The following is a 15,814-nucleotide window of genomic DNA, read 5'->3' on the forward strand; positions in this document are numbered from 1 at the left end:
TTCTAAACCTGTATACAAATGAAAAAAATAAATGAAATCTAGGTTTGAAATATCATCTCAAAAGCTTTAAATAATGTTTCAACTAGGAGAATAATGGCTTGTTCTGTTTGAATGACTACTTATTTCTGTGTTTTTGAATAAATTCAGATGGAGTAGATCCATACAAAGTTTTAAAACTTGTGGTAAAATAAGTATGGCTGTTGAACCCGACATGGTTGGATATTTCAGAAACAGTCATATCCGATTCAGCTAATAATTTAGCCGCGATTTCTAATCGCTTGTTTCTAATAAATTCGGTAGGGGAAAGCTCAGTAATTGCTTTTAACTTTCTATATAAATTTGCCCGACTTATGCCGATTTCTGTACTGAGCAGATCAATACTTAACTCGGAATTGGAGATGTTCTTTTCAATTACCTCAAAAAACTTCTGGGTAAAACGGTCGTCTCTCGATACGATTTCTATACCTAATGAATCAGTAGAGAAGCGTTTCCCGTAAATCTTTTTTAATCTTTCGCTTGAATCGAGTAGATTTACTATTCTATAAATCAAAACATCTACGTTAAGTGGTTTTACTATATAATCGTCAGCACCCGCAGAAAAGCCTTCTTTAAGGTGTACAACCATTGACCTGGCTGTGATGATGATCACGGGTATATGACCAATAAGTAAGTCTTTTTTAATATTAGCACAAAGTTGGATTCCATCCATTTTTGGCATCATCACATCACTTATAATTAAATCCGGATACTTTTCTATGGCAATGTTGAATGCATCCAGGCCGTTATCAGCTTCAATAATAAAGAAATATGGTTCTAGCCGTTCCTTTACATAGTTTCTAACCTCATCATTGTCCTCTACAAGTAAAACTGTATGTTTTTTTTCAATATTTAGTACTTCCACAGCACCCGATGGAAATAGTACATCTGTTATTTTAGAATCACTTGTATCTACCTCAACAATGTCGTTGTTGTATATGGATTTGTTAATAGGGATGACAACTTTAAATATGGTGCCATTAGGATGATTGTTTTCGACCCATATGGTGCCATGGTGTAGCTGTATCACTGATTTTGTAAGACTTAATCCTATTCCAGTTCCTATTGTTTCTGACTTGTTTTTTTCTTCAATTTGATAAAATGGGGTAAATATGTTGTTAATTTCATTTACTGGTATGCCTTTACCTGTATCAGATACTGAAAGACAAATGTATTTGATTTCTGAAGGCCCATCTTTTAACTCATTTAATTGTTCCTGTTTTAGGTCGGATAATTTTATCTGTTTAATTGATAGGACTATTTCTCCGTTTTCTTGAGTGTATTTAAAAGCATTGGATAAGAGGTTAAAAACAACTTTTTCGAATAATGATTTGTCGAACCAGGCTTCAATAGGATGCTCTTCTTTTAAGAAGCTAAACTTAATATGCTTATTAATGGCAATTTGATTAAATGCAATGTATATCTCTTCGGCAAAAGTACCGATGTCATCTTTGGATATTTTTAACCGCATTTTTCCTGACTGGCTTTTCCTGATATCCATGATCTGATTCACAAGTAGTAGCAATCGATGGGCATTGGTAGAAATGAGTTCAAGCTTGTTTTTAATGTTTTTTGAAAGATCAGCGATGTTTAACAATTCCTGAAGAGGGGCTATAATCAGCGTTAAAGGCGTGCGCAGTTCATGAGAGAAATTAGTAAACATCCGGATTTTAGTCTGATGAAACTCTTCAAGTTGTTGTTGTTCCAGTTGTTTGAATTTTAGCTCCTGCTCCAGTCTTTGCTTAGTGCTTACATAATAAATGATCAGCCCGAAAACAGAGATGAAAATGAAGGTGTAAAATAGATATGCATACCATGTTTTCCATATAGGAGGCGAAATCACGATTTTTATCGTTCTGGGTTCATTATTCCAAATGCCATCATTGTTCGATGCTTTAATCTCAAATGTGTATGTTCCGGGACTTAAATTTGTATAAAAGACTTCCTTTCTATTGCCAACAAAATTCCATTCTTTATCATGCCCAACCAATCTGTAGGCATATTGGTTTTGATCGGGAAAGATGTAATTTAAAGCACAGTAGCCAATAGATAAGTTGTTTTGATTGTATGTTAACCTGATTTCTTCTGAATCATCTATTACAGATTTAAGTATATCAGATTTAACAGGTTCAATAAGTTGGTTATTTATAGTGAGGTGCGTAAATACAATAGGGGGTATAAAGGTGTTGGATTGTAAATCTTTTGGATCGAAGGTTACAAATCCGTTGTTTCCGCTAAAGCAAATATTTCCCTCAGGTAACCGTGTGCCGCTATTTGGGGAGAACTCCTGAATCCCTATTCCTCCAAATTGATTGTAATTACTGATCTTACCTTCGGATGGTTTGTATTTTGATATGGCGTTGCTGGTACTTATCCATAATTGCTGTGTGTTATCCTCAACGATTGCACAAACATCATCATTAATTAAGCCTTGTTTTGTGGTAATGTTTTTTACTAATCCGCGTTGCTCCTCGTAAAGGAATATGCCCCCTCCAAATGTTCCTACCCATATCCTTTTATTGGAGTCCCGAAAAATACAAGTAATGTAATCTGCTGGAAGTTTATGCGTACCACTTTCTTCAAGACTGTACTTTTCTAAAGTCTTACGTGCCACATCATATTTCCATAGGCCGTAACTACGTGTACCAATAAGAAACACACCTTTGCGGATTTCCATGATACAGCGACTACTCGGTATTTTTAGTTTATCATTTTTTCCTGCTAAGTCAAATTCACTTTGGATTTGTTTGTCTTTAGATATTTTGAATACCCCAGCTTTCGGGGCAGAGGTGGTTCCCCATAAATTTCCTTCATTATCTTTATAGAATGAATAGATGGATACTTGTTTTGGAAGTGTAAAGAAGTGTGTTGATTTTTTTGTTTGAGTATTGAATTGATAAATTCCTCCTTTATTGGTTCCGCACCATAAAGTTTCACCATCCAACATAACGGATTTAATGATGTTCTGATTATATAATAACTGCTGGGTATTTTGAACAGGATAGGATTTGTAGTTATTGCTTTTTAAATTGTATTCGAGTAAACCACTGCCTTCCGTAGCTATATATAATTCGCTGGGAGCCTTATATACTGTTGATCCAAATACACCAAACATATGATTTAGAATGTTTGCCCGATCATGAAATTTGAAACGGTTATTGTATTTGCTAAAGTAATTGACACCACCAGAATAACTTCCAACCCAAACAGTACCAGAATTGTCGGTAAATAAGGAATAGATTGAAAAGTGGGACAAATAACCCTCTTGGACATTAACATTAGCGTGTTTTACCATAGCGTAGCTATTTATATCAACCGCATATAAGCCATCAAATGTCCCAACAAACAAAGTTCCGTTATGTTCTGTAAAACAGCGGATGTAATTAGTGGGTAATTTGCTGTTTTTCTTATAATAGGAGAGTACGGTGTTGTCTTGTAGATTTATTTTGGCTACCCCACTCAATGTATAACCTATCCAGAGCTGATGCTTGGAATCTTCGTAAACTGCAGATACATTATTATCTTTTATAGCGCTATCTATGATGTTGTTATTGAAGTGTTTTAGTACTTTAAGGTTAAAATCACAAACAATAAAACCTTTGCTTGCGGTTCCAATAATCAGTTTATGATCATAGGTTTCGTATATAGTATTAATAGATTCACCTTTAAGAAGTCCGTTGATATCTTCTGTTTTGAACCTGTTTTCAGCTTCTATGTATCTACAGAGTCCTTTTGAGGTCCCAACCCATAGACGTTTTTTAGAATCTACGGTTAATGAACGGACACTGTTTTGCACTAACTCGTTTTTACTGTTTAAAAAGGTGGTGTTTTGGTTTGTTCTGAGATTAATTTTATTCAAACCTTTAATGGTTCCCACCCATAAGAAACCATTTTTATCTTCTACTAAAGCAGAGATGTGACTATCGGTTAGACTTGTAGAGTCCGCGGGATTGTGTTTGTAAACAGTGAAATTTGCGCCGTCATACCGATTTAGTCCGTTACGCGTACCAAACCACATGAATCCTTTAGAGTCCTGTATTATTTTTACGACAGAGATTTGCGATAGACCGTCTTTCAGACTTAAATTTGAAAAGTAATACTGGTCGTTGGATTGCGCAAAGCAAATCCCCACTAAGCATGTGAGGAGTAAAAAAGAAAAGAGTAATGCTTTCTTCAATTTGTATGATCAGTATTTGGTTGCTGGTAATTTGGTTGCTGGCATCAGGTATTAAATTAGCACTAATTTATGCAAAAAATACCAAATGATATTTCATGCAAATTAGTTAAAGCCCAAGATAGGAGGATGGTGATTTACCCGTATGCTTTACAAAAGCTCTGAAAAATGTACTCCGCGAAGTAAACCCCGCCTTCCATGCTATTCCTTCTAATGACAAATACCTCCATTCTTCTGTTTCGAACTGCGATTTTACATATTCAATACGGTGATGGTTGATGAAGTTTGAAAAATTCATATTGAATTCTTTATTGATGAGGCAGGAAAGATGGTTCACTGGTATGTCCGTATGCTCCGCAAGGTTTTTAATCGTATAACCTTTGTTTAAATAAGGTCGTTCAGTTAACAATACTTTATCCAGTTTTGCCAAATAGGCTTCACGTTTATTTCCATCGTACAATACCAGCTGTACATCAGGTTCAGGAGGTAATTCCAGTATGGTGTCATCCCTAATCAATAATGCAGTAGGTGGTGGCAGGATATTTTTAAACCCGTACAATATGCCGGGATGAAACAGTAACATTAAACTGGTAATGAGCAAATGAAGTGAAATAAGCCAATTGGTTATGTTTTGCGCATTCTCCAGTTCACTAACCCTTACCAGAACGATCACAAAATAGGTGCAAACAATTAATAGTGTGTACAATCGTAGCCAGCGAATCATATAAGCATCCTCCTTTTTTAATTGCGGCTTAGCTTGTCGGATAAAATTTGAGATCAGCTTCCATTGATACAAAACATATACAAGGGTACTGCCCAGGCCAATAAATATGTGAGTCCTGATATTTAATATACCTCCTTTCAGATAATCAATATCTGCGCCATGGGCAATAAAATATTTGATGTCCCTGATCTTTACATCAACTGGCTGAAAGTAATAGGGGATGTATTCGCACACTAAAACAGCTACGGGGATAAAGTGTAGCCAGTCATACCGCAAAAAATGGGTCTCGTTTCGTATGGTGGCTCTCACATATAAATAAGAGGTTGGTGCCACAAGGTAAAGTGTGGGCATTTCAAACCTGAATATCCAGGGGACGGCAAATATTAGCCCCGACTGCCGGAGCGCAATTACAAAGCAAACCAGCGCATAGCAAAGCATTGAAACGCCAAGTAAATGTTTGTGATGCGAATTCTTCCATGAAAAAAATACCAGTAAAATGCCAATTAACAAACCCAGTGCTGCAGATAAAAAGATAAAGTACGTTTGAGGATTTTGTTCCATGAGCGATGATTTTTGACAAGAGTTCCGTTAGCACAAATAAAACAAAACCAGGTATTCCATTTATAAACTAAATGAGTATTGTGTTTTAACAACTTGGCCTGATTAAGCGGCAAAACTACAAAAGTGATTCTGACCATGGTAAAAAGGATGTCTCATATTATAAACTGAAACATGACTTGGCTAAATGAGTCCAACGAAAACTCTTTCCGGCTGTTTAGCTATAAATGTTCTTCTTATGATCAGAATCTGAAATATCATCCGATGTTTTGGGCTGGGTTATCCCAAGGGTTTACTGTTAAACCAATTGCAGAAGTTTTGTTTCTGATCGCACCATGGGCATTGGGGGCTTCGATTCTTATTGGATTACAATCATGAAATTTTGGGTAATGGACCGGATCACCCAAAATTTTGCTACAAAGGACAGATTAGCAGGAACGGCAGTCCAGGCCGGGCTCAATATCCTGATACCGGGAGTTGGCCATTAATTTTGTCTTTTGCCCAGCTGATTAGTGGCTTAAGGGGAGTTCGAATATAAATGTACTACCTTTGCCAAATTCACTCTCTGCCCAGATTTTTCCTTTATGGCTTTTCACAATTTCGGCACAAATATATAATCCTATGCCAAAGCCAAGAATTTTACATGTATGGACATTTTCAATCCGCTTAAACCTGCTAAATAAATGGGGGATGTCTTCTTCTCTCATTCCAATTCCGCTATCCATTACACTTATCCTGACAGCACCTGGTACTTTTTTAAAATCAAGCCGGATTTCCCTTTTGTCTGGAGCGTATTTTGCAGCGTTACTTAAGAAATTAGTGATCACCTGACCAATCTTATTGCGATCTGCCTCAAGCCATAAACCATCTCTTTCTATAAAAATAATTTGATGATCGGGCAGGATTACTTTAATTTCATCAACTACTTCACGGATCAATGCTAAAAGATCAAATTGGGATTTTTCTATTTTAATTTGGCCTGCTTCAAGTTTGGCTATATCAAGAAAACCGTTGATCATTTTAGTCATTTTGTTAACCTGCACAGCTGCCTTATCCAGTTTTTCGGTTATATCTTCTTTTTTTTTCATTAAAAGCGATCTTTGCGAGAGCTGCAGGTAAGATTTTAAAGCAGTTAACGGTACTTTAAGTTCATGGCTAACCATGGCAATAAAATCATTTTTAAGGTGCTCTTTATGCTTTTCATTGGTAATGTCAACATTGGTATGGATCACGTAGACCACTTCACCCTTATCGTCAAGAACAGGGAAGTTTGTGACAACCCAATACCTGATCTCATATTGGTTTGTACCCCTGATGGGTATATCGTAGCGTTGTGCATGTAGTATGTGCTGCTTTTTGGTTTTCATTACTGCCATAAAACTTTCATAAAGTATTTTGGTATTCCTTGATTCCCTGTCATCAGGGTTTTCGGGAAAAGCAGTAAAGATTCCCCGACCTATCAGGTCTTTGTGACAGGTGGCAGTCACTTCCAGGTAACTTTTGTTTGCAGCAAGGATAGTGAAATACGGAGGGTCTGGTTTTAAGATCAGCGTGGGTGAGGCCGTTCGGAAATAGCCCTCAAAATTGAGTCCTTTTTCGATAATCATAGCGATGATAGATAGGTGTACTGTAAGTTACGCAAATGAAATTCGTCTAAGCAGTACAGAGCTGTGTCATCGTAGAATTTGAGACAGTTCACTAGTAGCGCTATTTTTTTCCTTTTTCTTTTTCCAAGTCCGCTTATATTTTAATACAAATCTCTATTTAGATATTCCTTTACAACTATCTTACTAATCATTGCACTTTTATTAATGAAATTCCCTTTTTTTATATAACTCTTCGAGTTTTATCTAGGCATATCTGTTGCTTTATCAGTTACAGCGTCCTTTACTTATGCTGAAATCACAAAAGTGATGATGGGCATGGTAAAAAGAATGTTTCAAATTATAAACTGAAACATGACCTGGCTAAATGGGGCAAACGAATACTCCTTTCCATTGTTAGGTTTTATATGTTCTTCTTATTAATCTGAAACATCATGAAACAAAACACGATCCCCGGCTTCCCTTTTGTGCTAAGCGGTTTGTTAGTACTCTGTAGCTCCGGGTTGAAAGCCCAGGAAAAGCCAAAATATTTGGATGCCAAAGAAAGTGATCCTATAAAAATGGGTTGGATGCAAGGTTCGCCGCCGCCGGCCGACAAAATAGTGTACTTTGAAGACGGAAGTTTTTTTCAATTTCCTGCCCTTAGATGGAGTACCGCCCACATGCGCCAGTTTATGCCTACTACCAATGTCTCGCGCGGACTGGGCAATGCCGTACCTTTATCTAAAGGTCTCCGAAAGGAAATTGACCAGGTTAAGTTTATCCCCTTGGGTGAAAATAAGGCAATTACATGGGAAGAATCACTTCAAAAGGTATATGCCGATGGGGTGATCATCATGCAGCATGGTAAAATTGTTTACGAAAAATATTTCGGTGCCTTAAAGCCGGATGGGCAGCATGCAGCGATGTCGGTCACCAAATCCGTTACGGGTACACTGGGTATCATACTGGCCAAGGAGGGGCTGATAGATACTACCAAATTGGTTTCCCATTACATTCCTGAACTTGCAAATTCCGCATTCGGCGATGCCACAGTACGGGAGGTGATGGACATGACTACCGCGCTGAAGTTCAGTGAGGACTACGCCGATCCGAATGCCGATATCTGGACGTTTTCGGCCGCAGGGAATCCGCTTCCTAAGCCGAAAGGGTATGATGGCCCTAAAACCTATTATGAATACCTGCCAACAGTACAGAAAAATGGGACGCATGGGGAGGCTTTTGGCTATAAAACTGTAAATGCTGATGTTTTAGGCTGGATCATCGCCCGCGTTACTGGCAAACCCATCGCAGAAGTGCTGTCGGAAAAGGTCTGGAGCAAAATTGGGATGGAACAGGATGCTTATTATTCTGTTGACGGCATAGGAACTGCCTTTGCTGGTGGGGGATTTAATATGGGCTTAAGGGATATGGCGCGTTTTGGACAGTTGATTTTGAACAAGGGAGTCGCCAACGGCAAGCAGATCATCCCAAAATCAGCTATTGATGATATTCGTAAAGGGGGTAGTAAAAAGGCTTTTGAAAAAGCAAATTACCCTTTGCTGAAAGGCTGGAGTTATAGGGATATGTGGTGGATCACCAATAACGAACACGGTGCTTTCTGCGCCCGTGGAGTACACGGACAAGTCATTTACATTGATCCAAAAGCCGATATGGTGATTGTGCGCTTTGCATCAAACCCGGTTGCGAGCAACTCCGCTAACGATCCTTATTCACTGCCAGCTTACCATGCGGTAGCCAAATTTCTCCTAGGTAAATAACTGCTGATATCACATAGAAAAGCTTTAGAGAAATCTAAGGCTTTTTAGTTTTAAGAGTTTTGTAACTGGATACACAAATTTCTGGTTCAAAGAATAGCTTTACCATCCACCACCGCCTCCGCCGCCACCTCCACCACCAGAAGAACCGCCGCCACTACTTCCAGAGCTCCAGCTTGAACTTCCAGACGATCTGGAGGAAGAGCCGGTATCTGGTTTACTATCACTGACCGCACTGCTAAATGGCACCATAAAACCTTTGGTCATTTGAGGATAATAAAACCTGTCGCCTTCATACCAATCCGGACTGTAATCTGCCGCATTGAGCAGCGCCTCAAATTTGGCTCCCCAGGCATTTTCCACATCAAGTGCCATCGCATATGGCAAAAACTTTTCAAACAATGCAGGCGTATGTTCAGGCGGGTTTAATAGATTTAAGCGATGTTCCTCTGCCGTTTCCAGATACATTTTAAATCCTTTAATCTTGCTGATCGCATCGGTTCCAATTGCTGTAGGGGCTCTGATCAGGTAAACATATAACGCATACATAGTCAAGCTGACGGAAATGAATACGAGCGAAATGATGGGCAATCTGCTCAGGTTCGAAAGTAGCATGTAGAGTGGAGCACCGCCGAACCCAGCTCCCCAAATGATTAGGAAAATCCCTACAGGTATAGATTCGCGGATCATTTTGAAACCTGCAAAGAAGCAAAATCCTCCGATCAGGATAAAAGGACTGAGGAAAAGCATGATGAAAGGAGTACCGGTTTCGATAAAAATCATGAACACCGCAAATACAGCCAGCGTAACCAGCGTCGATTTGATTAAATGTTTTTTGTGACTAATGAAGAAACTTTTTAGGTCAAGCTGTGGTTTCAATCTGTCGCTATGTGCATTTTTTGCGGCATTGATAGTCGAACCGTTCGATTTATTGATGTATATCCTATTTCTCTTGTTGAAGAAACGAACGTAAATGGCATCTTCTTCTTTTGACAGCACATTTGTGGAACCCGTTGATTTTTCAACCACGTAATCTTCTTTTTTAGGATCTGCGACTCCTTTACTGATTTTTATGACTTTTTTAACGGCCATATTTATGACAGAGATGGCAAATGATTTATCATCTATTTTTTTGATGTAAAAATAACGGAGCAGTGCTGGCGACCAATCGTTTGGAATATTAAAACTAGGAATGATGACTGGCTCCTGAGGATCCCGTCCATAACGCGACCAGCTGATGTAATAGTAAGTTCCAAGGCCAACTAACAGCAGCAGGGTCAGGGTTATTTTCAGATAGTCCTGATAAAAAAGTTCGAAATTAGATGGCCTGAGTATGATCCCTTTGGTAAAAGCGGAGGATACCGTGAATCCACTTCCTGAGGGGAGACTTTCGGTGGTTTGAAAGCTGATGGAATGGTCTGGATTGATGCTGATGCTGCAGTTTTTACTGGTTGAACCAGCAGGGCCAGTATAACAAGCCGTATTGCCAGGTAGCGCTCCCTCAGGAAGTACAATAGTCGCAGAGGCTTTTTCTATTTCGAAATCCCATTCACTACCAGTTACATTCCAATAAATTTCATCATAGGTTTTAAAGAAGCCGACCTGTCCTTTAGTTTGGTAATTAATTTCATAAGTATAGATGCCAGGATCAAGAATAATATCCTCATTCCCCATATAGATGCTGCGGACGCTGCCATCGTTTTTGGTCTTGTAGTTTTCTTTTTTTCCGTCTCTTAAAATGCTCGTTATCTTAAAATCGGCAGATTTCCTGTCGCCAAATATATCTTTCCGATAAACCGGAATACTCCTCACAATACCACGTTTAATCTGGGATCCAGATACGTAAACCTTGATCTTTTCCGACAGGTACATCATACCTGAAGTATCAATCCTGATGTCGCTATGAAAAGAAATGATTCTTTCAGAACGGTTTTCCTGCTCGCTTTGTGCATTAAGTGGCTCCTGCGCTAAAGTTTTTGTGAACAAAGCAGGAAGGAATAGCAATGAAACACTAAGCAGCGTAAATAGAGATCTTATTTTCATCATGATGCTTTAAAAAGAAACCTTTACCGGATCGCGTTCTGTAGAATTGTTTATTTCGAAGTAAATACCATTTTTGAATCCAAAGACAGCGGCAATAAGGTTGGAAGGGAAGGATTGAACCTGAATGTTATTCTCCCTCACTGTCCCATTGTAATACCTTCTGGAAAGCTCAATTTCAGATGCTATGGTTTCCAGTTGAGTCTGGAGCAGTTGGAAATTGGTATTTGCCTTCAAATCAGGATAACTTTCCGCAATCAGCATCAATCTGCTGATGTTTTCTGAAAGAAGGTGCTCGGTATTGATTTTTGTTTGATTTTGCTGAGTTTGAATCGCTTCATTACGTAGTCGAACAAGATCTTGCATCAGCTTTTGTTCATGGCTGGCATAAGCTTTAACGGTTTCAACGAGGTTCGGAATCAGTTCATACCGTTTCTTCAAATAGACATCGATCCCGCTCCAGGCTTCTTTCATCCTGTTTTTCTTGTTCACAAGTGTATTGTAATAATAGATGCTGCCAACTATTAGCAAGCAAATTAGGGCGATTAAGAGGTATAACATAGGTAAGAGAAAGATAGAAAAAAATCCAATTATTTTTGTAGTGGCTTTCTCTTTATGCTTATTTCAATAAATTCCTGGTTCTAAATTTATAATTTCGTCCTACACAGGTGTAATTTGAATGACTTCCTGGTAAAATTATTTTGTGAAATGACGAATAGTAAAGAGCTGACCAAGATTAGTAAAGTCTTAAGCCTGGTGCTGAGGCATCAGCCGGAATTGATTGGTATTGAGCTCGATCAGCATGGTTGGGTAGATGTTGAGCTGTTGATACAGCAGATGAATATTCATCACATCGCTGTAGATCGTATATTATTGAACCAGGTGGTGGAAACCAATAGCAAAAAGCGCTTTAGTTTTAACGATAACAAAGAACAGATCCGAGCCAGTCAAGGACATTCTGTTTCGGTAGAACTAGGTTATGTGCCACAGCTTCCACCTGATGTTCTTTTCCATGGAACAGCAGAGAAATATGTCGAGTCAATCTTAAACACTGGCTTGGAAAAACGTGAAAGACAGCACGTGCATTTAAGTCAGGAGCTGCAAACAGCGATACAGGTTGGGGGAAGACACGGTAAACCTGTAGTTTTTGAGGTGAAATCGGGCCTGATGCATCAGGCTGGCCATTTATTTTATCTATCAGATAATAAGGTATGGCTTACAGACCATGTTCCCGTTGATTTTCTTGATAGAACTTAAACAAGCCAATGGGAAGCATCAATCTTACAAAATCACAAGCAAGGAAAATTATTATTACAGCCGCCGGACTGGCCAGAAAAGCTCAGTTTGGTACGGGAATAGAAGCCGTCTACCGGCTGATTGACCATTTGGGTTTCGTCCAGCTTGACACAAATTATGTGGTGGAACGTGCGCATCATCATGTGATGGCTGCGCGCATTCCAGATTATCAAACAGAATGGCTGACTGAACTTTGTGAAGATGGCCGTATTTATGAATACTTCAGTTCGGATGCAGGGTTCCTTCCCATGTCTGACTTTCGCTTTTCCTTGCCGGTAAAACAAGCTTTTGAAATACAAGGAAAACCGCTCAGTAAAGCAGAACACAATTTAATGAAGCAGATCCTGGATCAGGTGGAAAGGGACGGTGCAGTAATGGTTGGTGATTTTGACAACGACCGCCTTGAAGCCAGTACAGGCTGGTGGGATTGGCGACCTGCTAAAGTGGCGCTCGAAAGACTTTATCTGGAAGGTAAACTGATGATTAGCCGTAGTAAAACCTTTCAAAAAGTGTATGACTTACCGCTCAATCTGGTGCCTGATGATATAGATTTAAATATGCCTACAGCGGAAGAATATGCCCGTTTTATCATACGTCAGACTTTAGGCGCATTAGGAATTGCCTCCCTGAAGGAAATGAAATGGCGATCCCGTCGTGTGAAAGACAATCTTCTAAAAATAGAGCTGGAAAAAATGATCCTCGAAGCTGAAGTGAAATCGGTCACTATAGAGGGCTTGAAAACTCCTTTATATATGCTTCAAAATCAGGAAATCAATCTTGAGCTGGCTGATGAAGTCTTTATTCTTTCTCCTTTTGATATCCTGAATGTTTTTCGTCACCGCTTAAAGGATTTTTTCAATTTTGATTACCAGATCGAATGCTTCGTGCCTGCTCCTAAACGTCTTTATGGTTATTTTTCACTACCAGTGCTTGCAGGGGATACATTTATCGCAAGGATGGATGCAAAAGCTGATCGCAAAAAGAAGCTGTTGATCGTTCATAACATACATTTTGAAGCCATAGATCTCGACCAATCCACCATAGAAAAATTTATTGAAGCTTTAAAAGAGTTTGTACGGTTCAACAAATGTCAGGACATTGTTTTCAAACGATCCAATAATGAAAGTTATCTGGAACTGATCAGTAGGAGTTTCTCTAACGAAGACTAAATATGAGCTACTATTCTTATATCGCTGCCGCTCCTTTTTGTGTTCATGGCATTCCAAACTATTATCGTATTTTTGCGAAGTAATAGCAATTCCATTTTGAAAACAGATCTTTTCCTTGTCACTCCTCCCTTTACACAGCTGAATACCCCGTATCCTGCAACTGCCTATATCAAAGGTTTTTTGAATACTAAAAATATTTCATCGACTCAGGCTGATTTAGGTATTGAAGTGATTTTGGCTTTGTTTTCAAGAAAAGGACTGGAAGAGCTGTTCGCTCATGCGGAGAAAAAAGCAATTCCCCAGAAAAGTCCGAATGCAAGACGGATTCAGGCATTAAAAGAGGAGTATATCAAATCTATTGATGCGGTGATTGCTTTCCTGCAAGGGAAGAATCCAACTTTAGCTTTGCAGATTTGTCAGGAGGATTATTTACCGGAAGCCTCCAGGTTTGAACAGTTGGATGAGCTGGACTGGGCATTTGGAAGTATGGGAACGCAAGACAAAGGAAAGCATTTGGCCACCTTATATCTCGAAGATATTTCAGATTTTATCATCGAATGCATTGACCCGAATTTTGGATTTAGTCGTTATGCAGAACGCTTAGGCAGAAGTGCCAACTCATTTGATGAACTTTATGAAGCCCTAAATCAGGAATATACCTATATGGACAAGCTCCTGATGGAAATTCTGGAAGCAAAGCTTGCACTGATTCAACCTAAGATGTTCTTGATTTCTGTTCCCTTTCCGGGGAATCTATATGCCGCTTTCCGATGCGCGCAGTATGTGAAAAGAAACTATCCTGAGGTTAAAATCTCCATGGGTGGAGGATTCCCAAATACAGAGTTACGTTCTCTTTCTGATGCAAGAGTATTTGAGTTTTTCGATTACATCTCGCTTGATGATGGCGAATTGCCGATTGAACTGATCTACAATGCAGTCATCAAACCGGGCGAATTTCATTTGTATAAAAGAACCTTTCTATTAGAAAATGGCGCAGTTGTTTATAGGAATGATGCGTTAAGAAGTGATTATAAACAGGCTGATGTAGGCACGCCGGATTATAGCGACTTACAATTAGATCAATACATTTCAGTCATCGAAATTGTGAATCCCATGCATCGGATGTGGAGTGATGGACGATGGAATAAGCTGACGATGGCGCATGGCTGCTATTGGGGGAAATGTACATTTTGTGACATCTCCTTAGATTATATTAAAGTCTATGAACCTGTTGCCGCTAAACTGATCGTAGATCGGATAGAAGAGCTCAGCGAAAAAACCGGCCAGAATGGCTTTCACTTTGTAGATGAAGCCGCACCACCAGCATTAATGCGGGAAGTGGCACTGGAGATTCTAAGAAGGAAAATTTCTGTGACCTGGTGGACAAACATTCGCTTTGAAAAAAGCTTTACCAGAGATTTATGTATTCTGCTGAAAGCTTCCGGATGTATCGCCGTTTCCGGTGGTTTAGAAGTGGCATCTGACCGCTTATTGAAACTAATTGATAAAGGTGTAACGGTGGAACAGGTCGCTCGCGTAACCCGAAACCTGACGGAAGCGGGGATCCTGGTTCATGCTTATCTGATGTACGGTTATCCGACACAAACCGTTCAGGAAACCGTAGACAGCCTGGAGATGGTCAGACAATTGTTCGAAGCTGGCGTATTACAATCCGGTTTCTGGCACCAGTTTGCGATGACCGCTCACAGTCCGGTTGGCCTATATCCGGAGAAATTTGGTGTGGTCAAAGAAACTGAAGCCATAGGAACCTTTGCAAATAACGATATCAACTATATCGATAAAACAGGAATAGACCATAACAAGTTCAGTTTCGGCCTAAAAAAATCACTCTTCAACTTCATGCATGGCATCTGTTTCGAATACAAATTGCAGGAATGGTTCGATTTTAAAATCCCGAAAACAGAAATTCCTGCCGACTTTATTGAAAAAGCCATAAAAGAAGATAGTAAGCTGAATACCAAACCAACGGCTAAAATAGTATGGCTAGGAGGGAAGCCTGATACCGAAATTTTTACTAAGTATAAAAAGAATAAGCCTTCGGAAACCATGGTGCTCACTTTTCATGATAAAAAAGAAAGCTTTACCATTCAGGCCGATAAAAAGGAAGGCGAATGGTTAAACTCCATTTTGCAGAAAATATCGGCATCCAATACCCAGGTTTATACTTTCCAGGACATCAAAGCTGATTATGAACAGTCAATGGAACTTTTTGAGCTGTTCTGGTACTCAGAACCTATTTATAACCTAAGAGATTCAGGCTTATTGGTGCTTTAACTGATCATACAGGATCTAAAATTTCTAATTCTAAGTTCAAAACTTAAAACAGCAAAGCGAATAGGAGTTGATTCCTTATTTTTACACCTAATATCTCTGAATTTGTAAATCAACACTTTTTAATGTCTTTATTATGTTAAAAAATCATCATGCTTTCATAT

General features: G+C 39.1%; 9 protein-coding genes. 4 read left to right on the top strand and 5 right to left on the bottom strand.

What is annotated here, in order from left to right; translation table 11 throughout:
* Positions 1-115: 115 nt before the first annotated feature.
* The 3 genes from K7X70_RS04740 to K7X70_RS04750 form a co-directional block, all read right to left on the bottom strand.
* The gene (locus K7X70_RS04740) at positions 116-4,213 is read right to left on the bottom strand and encodes a hybrid sensor histidine kinase/response regulator transcription factor (RefSeq protein ID WP_222535981.1); all 4,098 of its coding nucleotides are present in this window, start codon (positions 4,211-4,213) and stop codon (positions 116-118) included.
* A gap of 106 nt (positions 4,214-4,319) precedes the next feature.
* The gene (locus tag K7X70_RS04745; protein WP_222535982.1) at positions 4,320-5,495 is read right to left on the bottom strand and encodes a helix-turn-helix domain-containing protein; all 1,176 of its coding nucleotides are present in this window, start codon (positions 5,493-5,495) and stop codon (positions 4,320-4,322) included.
* A 506-nt stretch (positions 5,496-6,001) separates the two neighbouring features.
* The gene (locus K7X70_RS04750) at positions 6,002-7,099 is read right to left on the bottom strand and encodes a PAS domain-containing sensor histidine kinase (RefSeq protein WP_222535983.1); all 1,098 of its coding nucleotides are present in this window, start codon (positions 7,097-7,099) and stop codon (positions 6,002-6,004) included.
* Between the two features lie 431 nt (positions 7,100-7,530).
* Here K7X70_RS04750 and K7X70_RS04755 point away from each other — a divergent pair, with 431 nt between their 5' ends.
* Complete coding sequence (locus K7X70_RS04755; RefSeq protein WP_222535984.1) at positions 7,531-8,856, top strand: serine hydrolase domain-containing protein; 1,326 nt, start codon at positions 7,531-7,533, stop codon at positions 8,854-8,856.
* A gap of 99 nt (positions 8,857-8,955) precedes the next feature.
* Here the strand turns inward: K7X70_RS04755 and K7X70_RS04760 are convergent, their stop codons facing one another.
* Positions 8,956-10,899: a DUF2207 domain-containing protein gene (locus tag K7X70_RS04760; RefSeq protein WP_222535985.1), complete on the bottom strand. Its 1,944-nt coding sequence runs from the start codon at positions 10,897-10,899 to the stop codon at positions 8,956-8,958.
* 6 nt (positions 10,900-10,905) lie between these two features.
* A complete protein-coding gene (locus tag K7X70_RS04765) occupies positions 10,906-11,454 on the bottom strand; it encodes a LemA family protein (RefSeq protein ID WP_222535986.1) in 549 nt (182 codons plus the stop codon).
* A 147-nt stretch (positions 11,455-11,601) separates the two neighbouring features.
* Here K7X70_RS04765 and K7X70_RS04770 point away from each other — a divergent pair, with 147 nt between their 5' ends.
* The 3 genes from K7X70_RS04770 to K7X70_RS04780 all read left to right on the top strand — a co-directional run bounded on the left by K7X70_RS04770 (position 11,602) and on the right by K7X70_RS04780 (position 15,653).
* Positions 11,602-12,150: an RNA 2'-phosphotransferase gene (locus K7X70_RS04770; RefSeq protein ID WP_222535987.1), complete on the top strand. Its 549-nt coding sequence runs from the start codon at positions 11,602-11,604 to the stop codon at positions 12,148-12,150.
* A gap of 8 nt (positions 12,151-12,158) precedes the next feature.
* A complete protein-coding gene (locus K7X70_RS04775; RefSeq protein ID WP_222535988.1) occupies positions 12,159-13,358 on the top strand; it encodes a winged helix-turn-helix domain-containing protein in 1,200 nt (399 codons plus the stop codon).
* Positions 13,359-13,454: 96 nt separating this feature from the next.
* The gene (locus K7X70_RS04780) at positions 13,455-15,653 is read left to right on the top strand and encodes a B12-binding domain-containing radical SAM protein (RefSeq protein ID WP_222535989.1); all 2,199 of its coding nucleotides are present in this window, start codon (positions 13,455-13,457) and stop codon (positions 15,651-15,653) included.
* Positions 15,654-15,814 lie beyond the last annotated feature (161 nt).

It is taken from the genome of Pedobacter polysacchareus, assembly GCF_019802255.1.
GTDB classification, from domain to species: domain Bacteria; phylum Bacteroidota; class Bacteroidia; order Sphingobacteriales; family Sphingobacteriaceae; genus Pedobacter; species Pedobacter polysacchareus.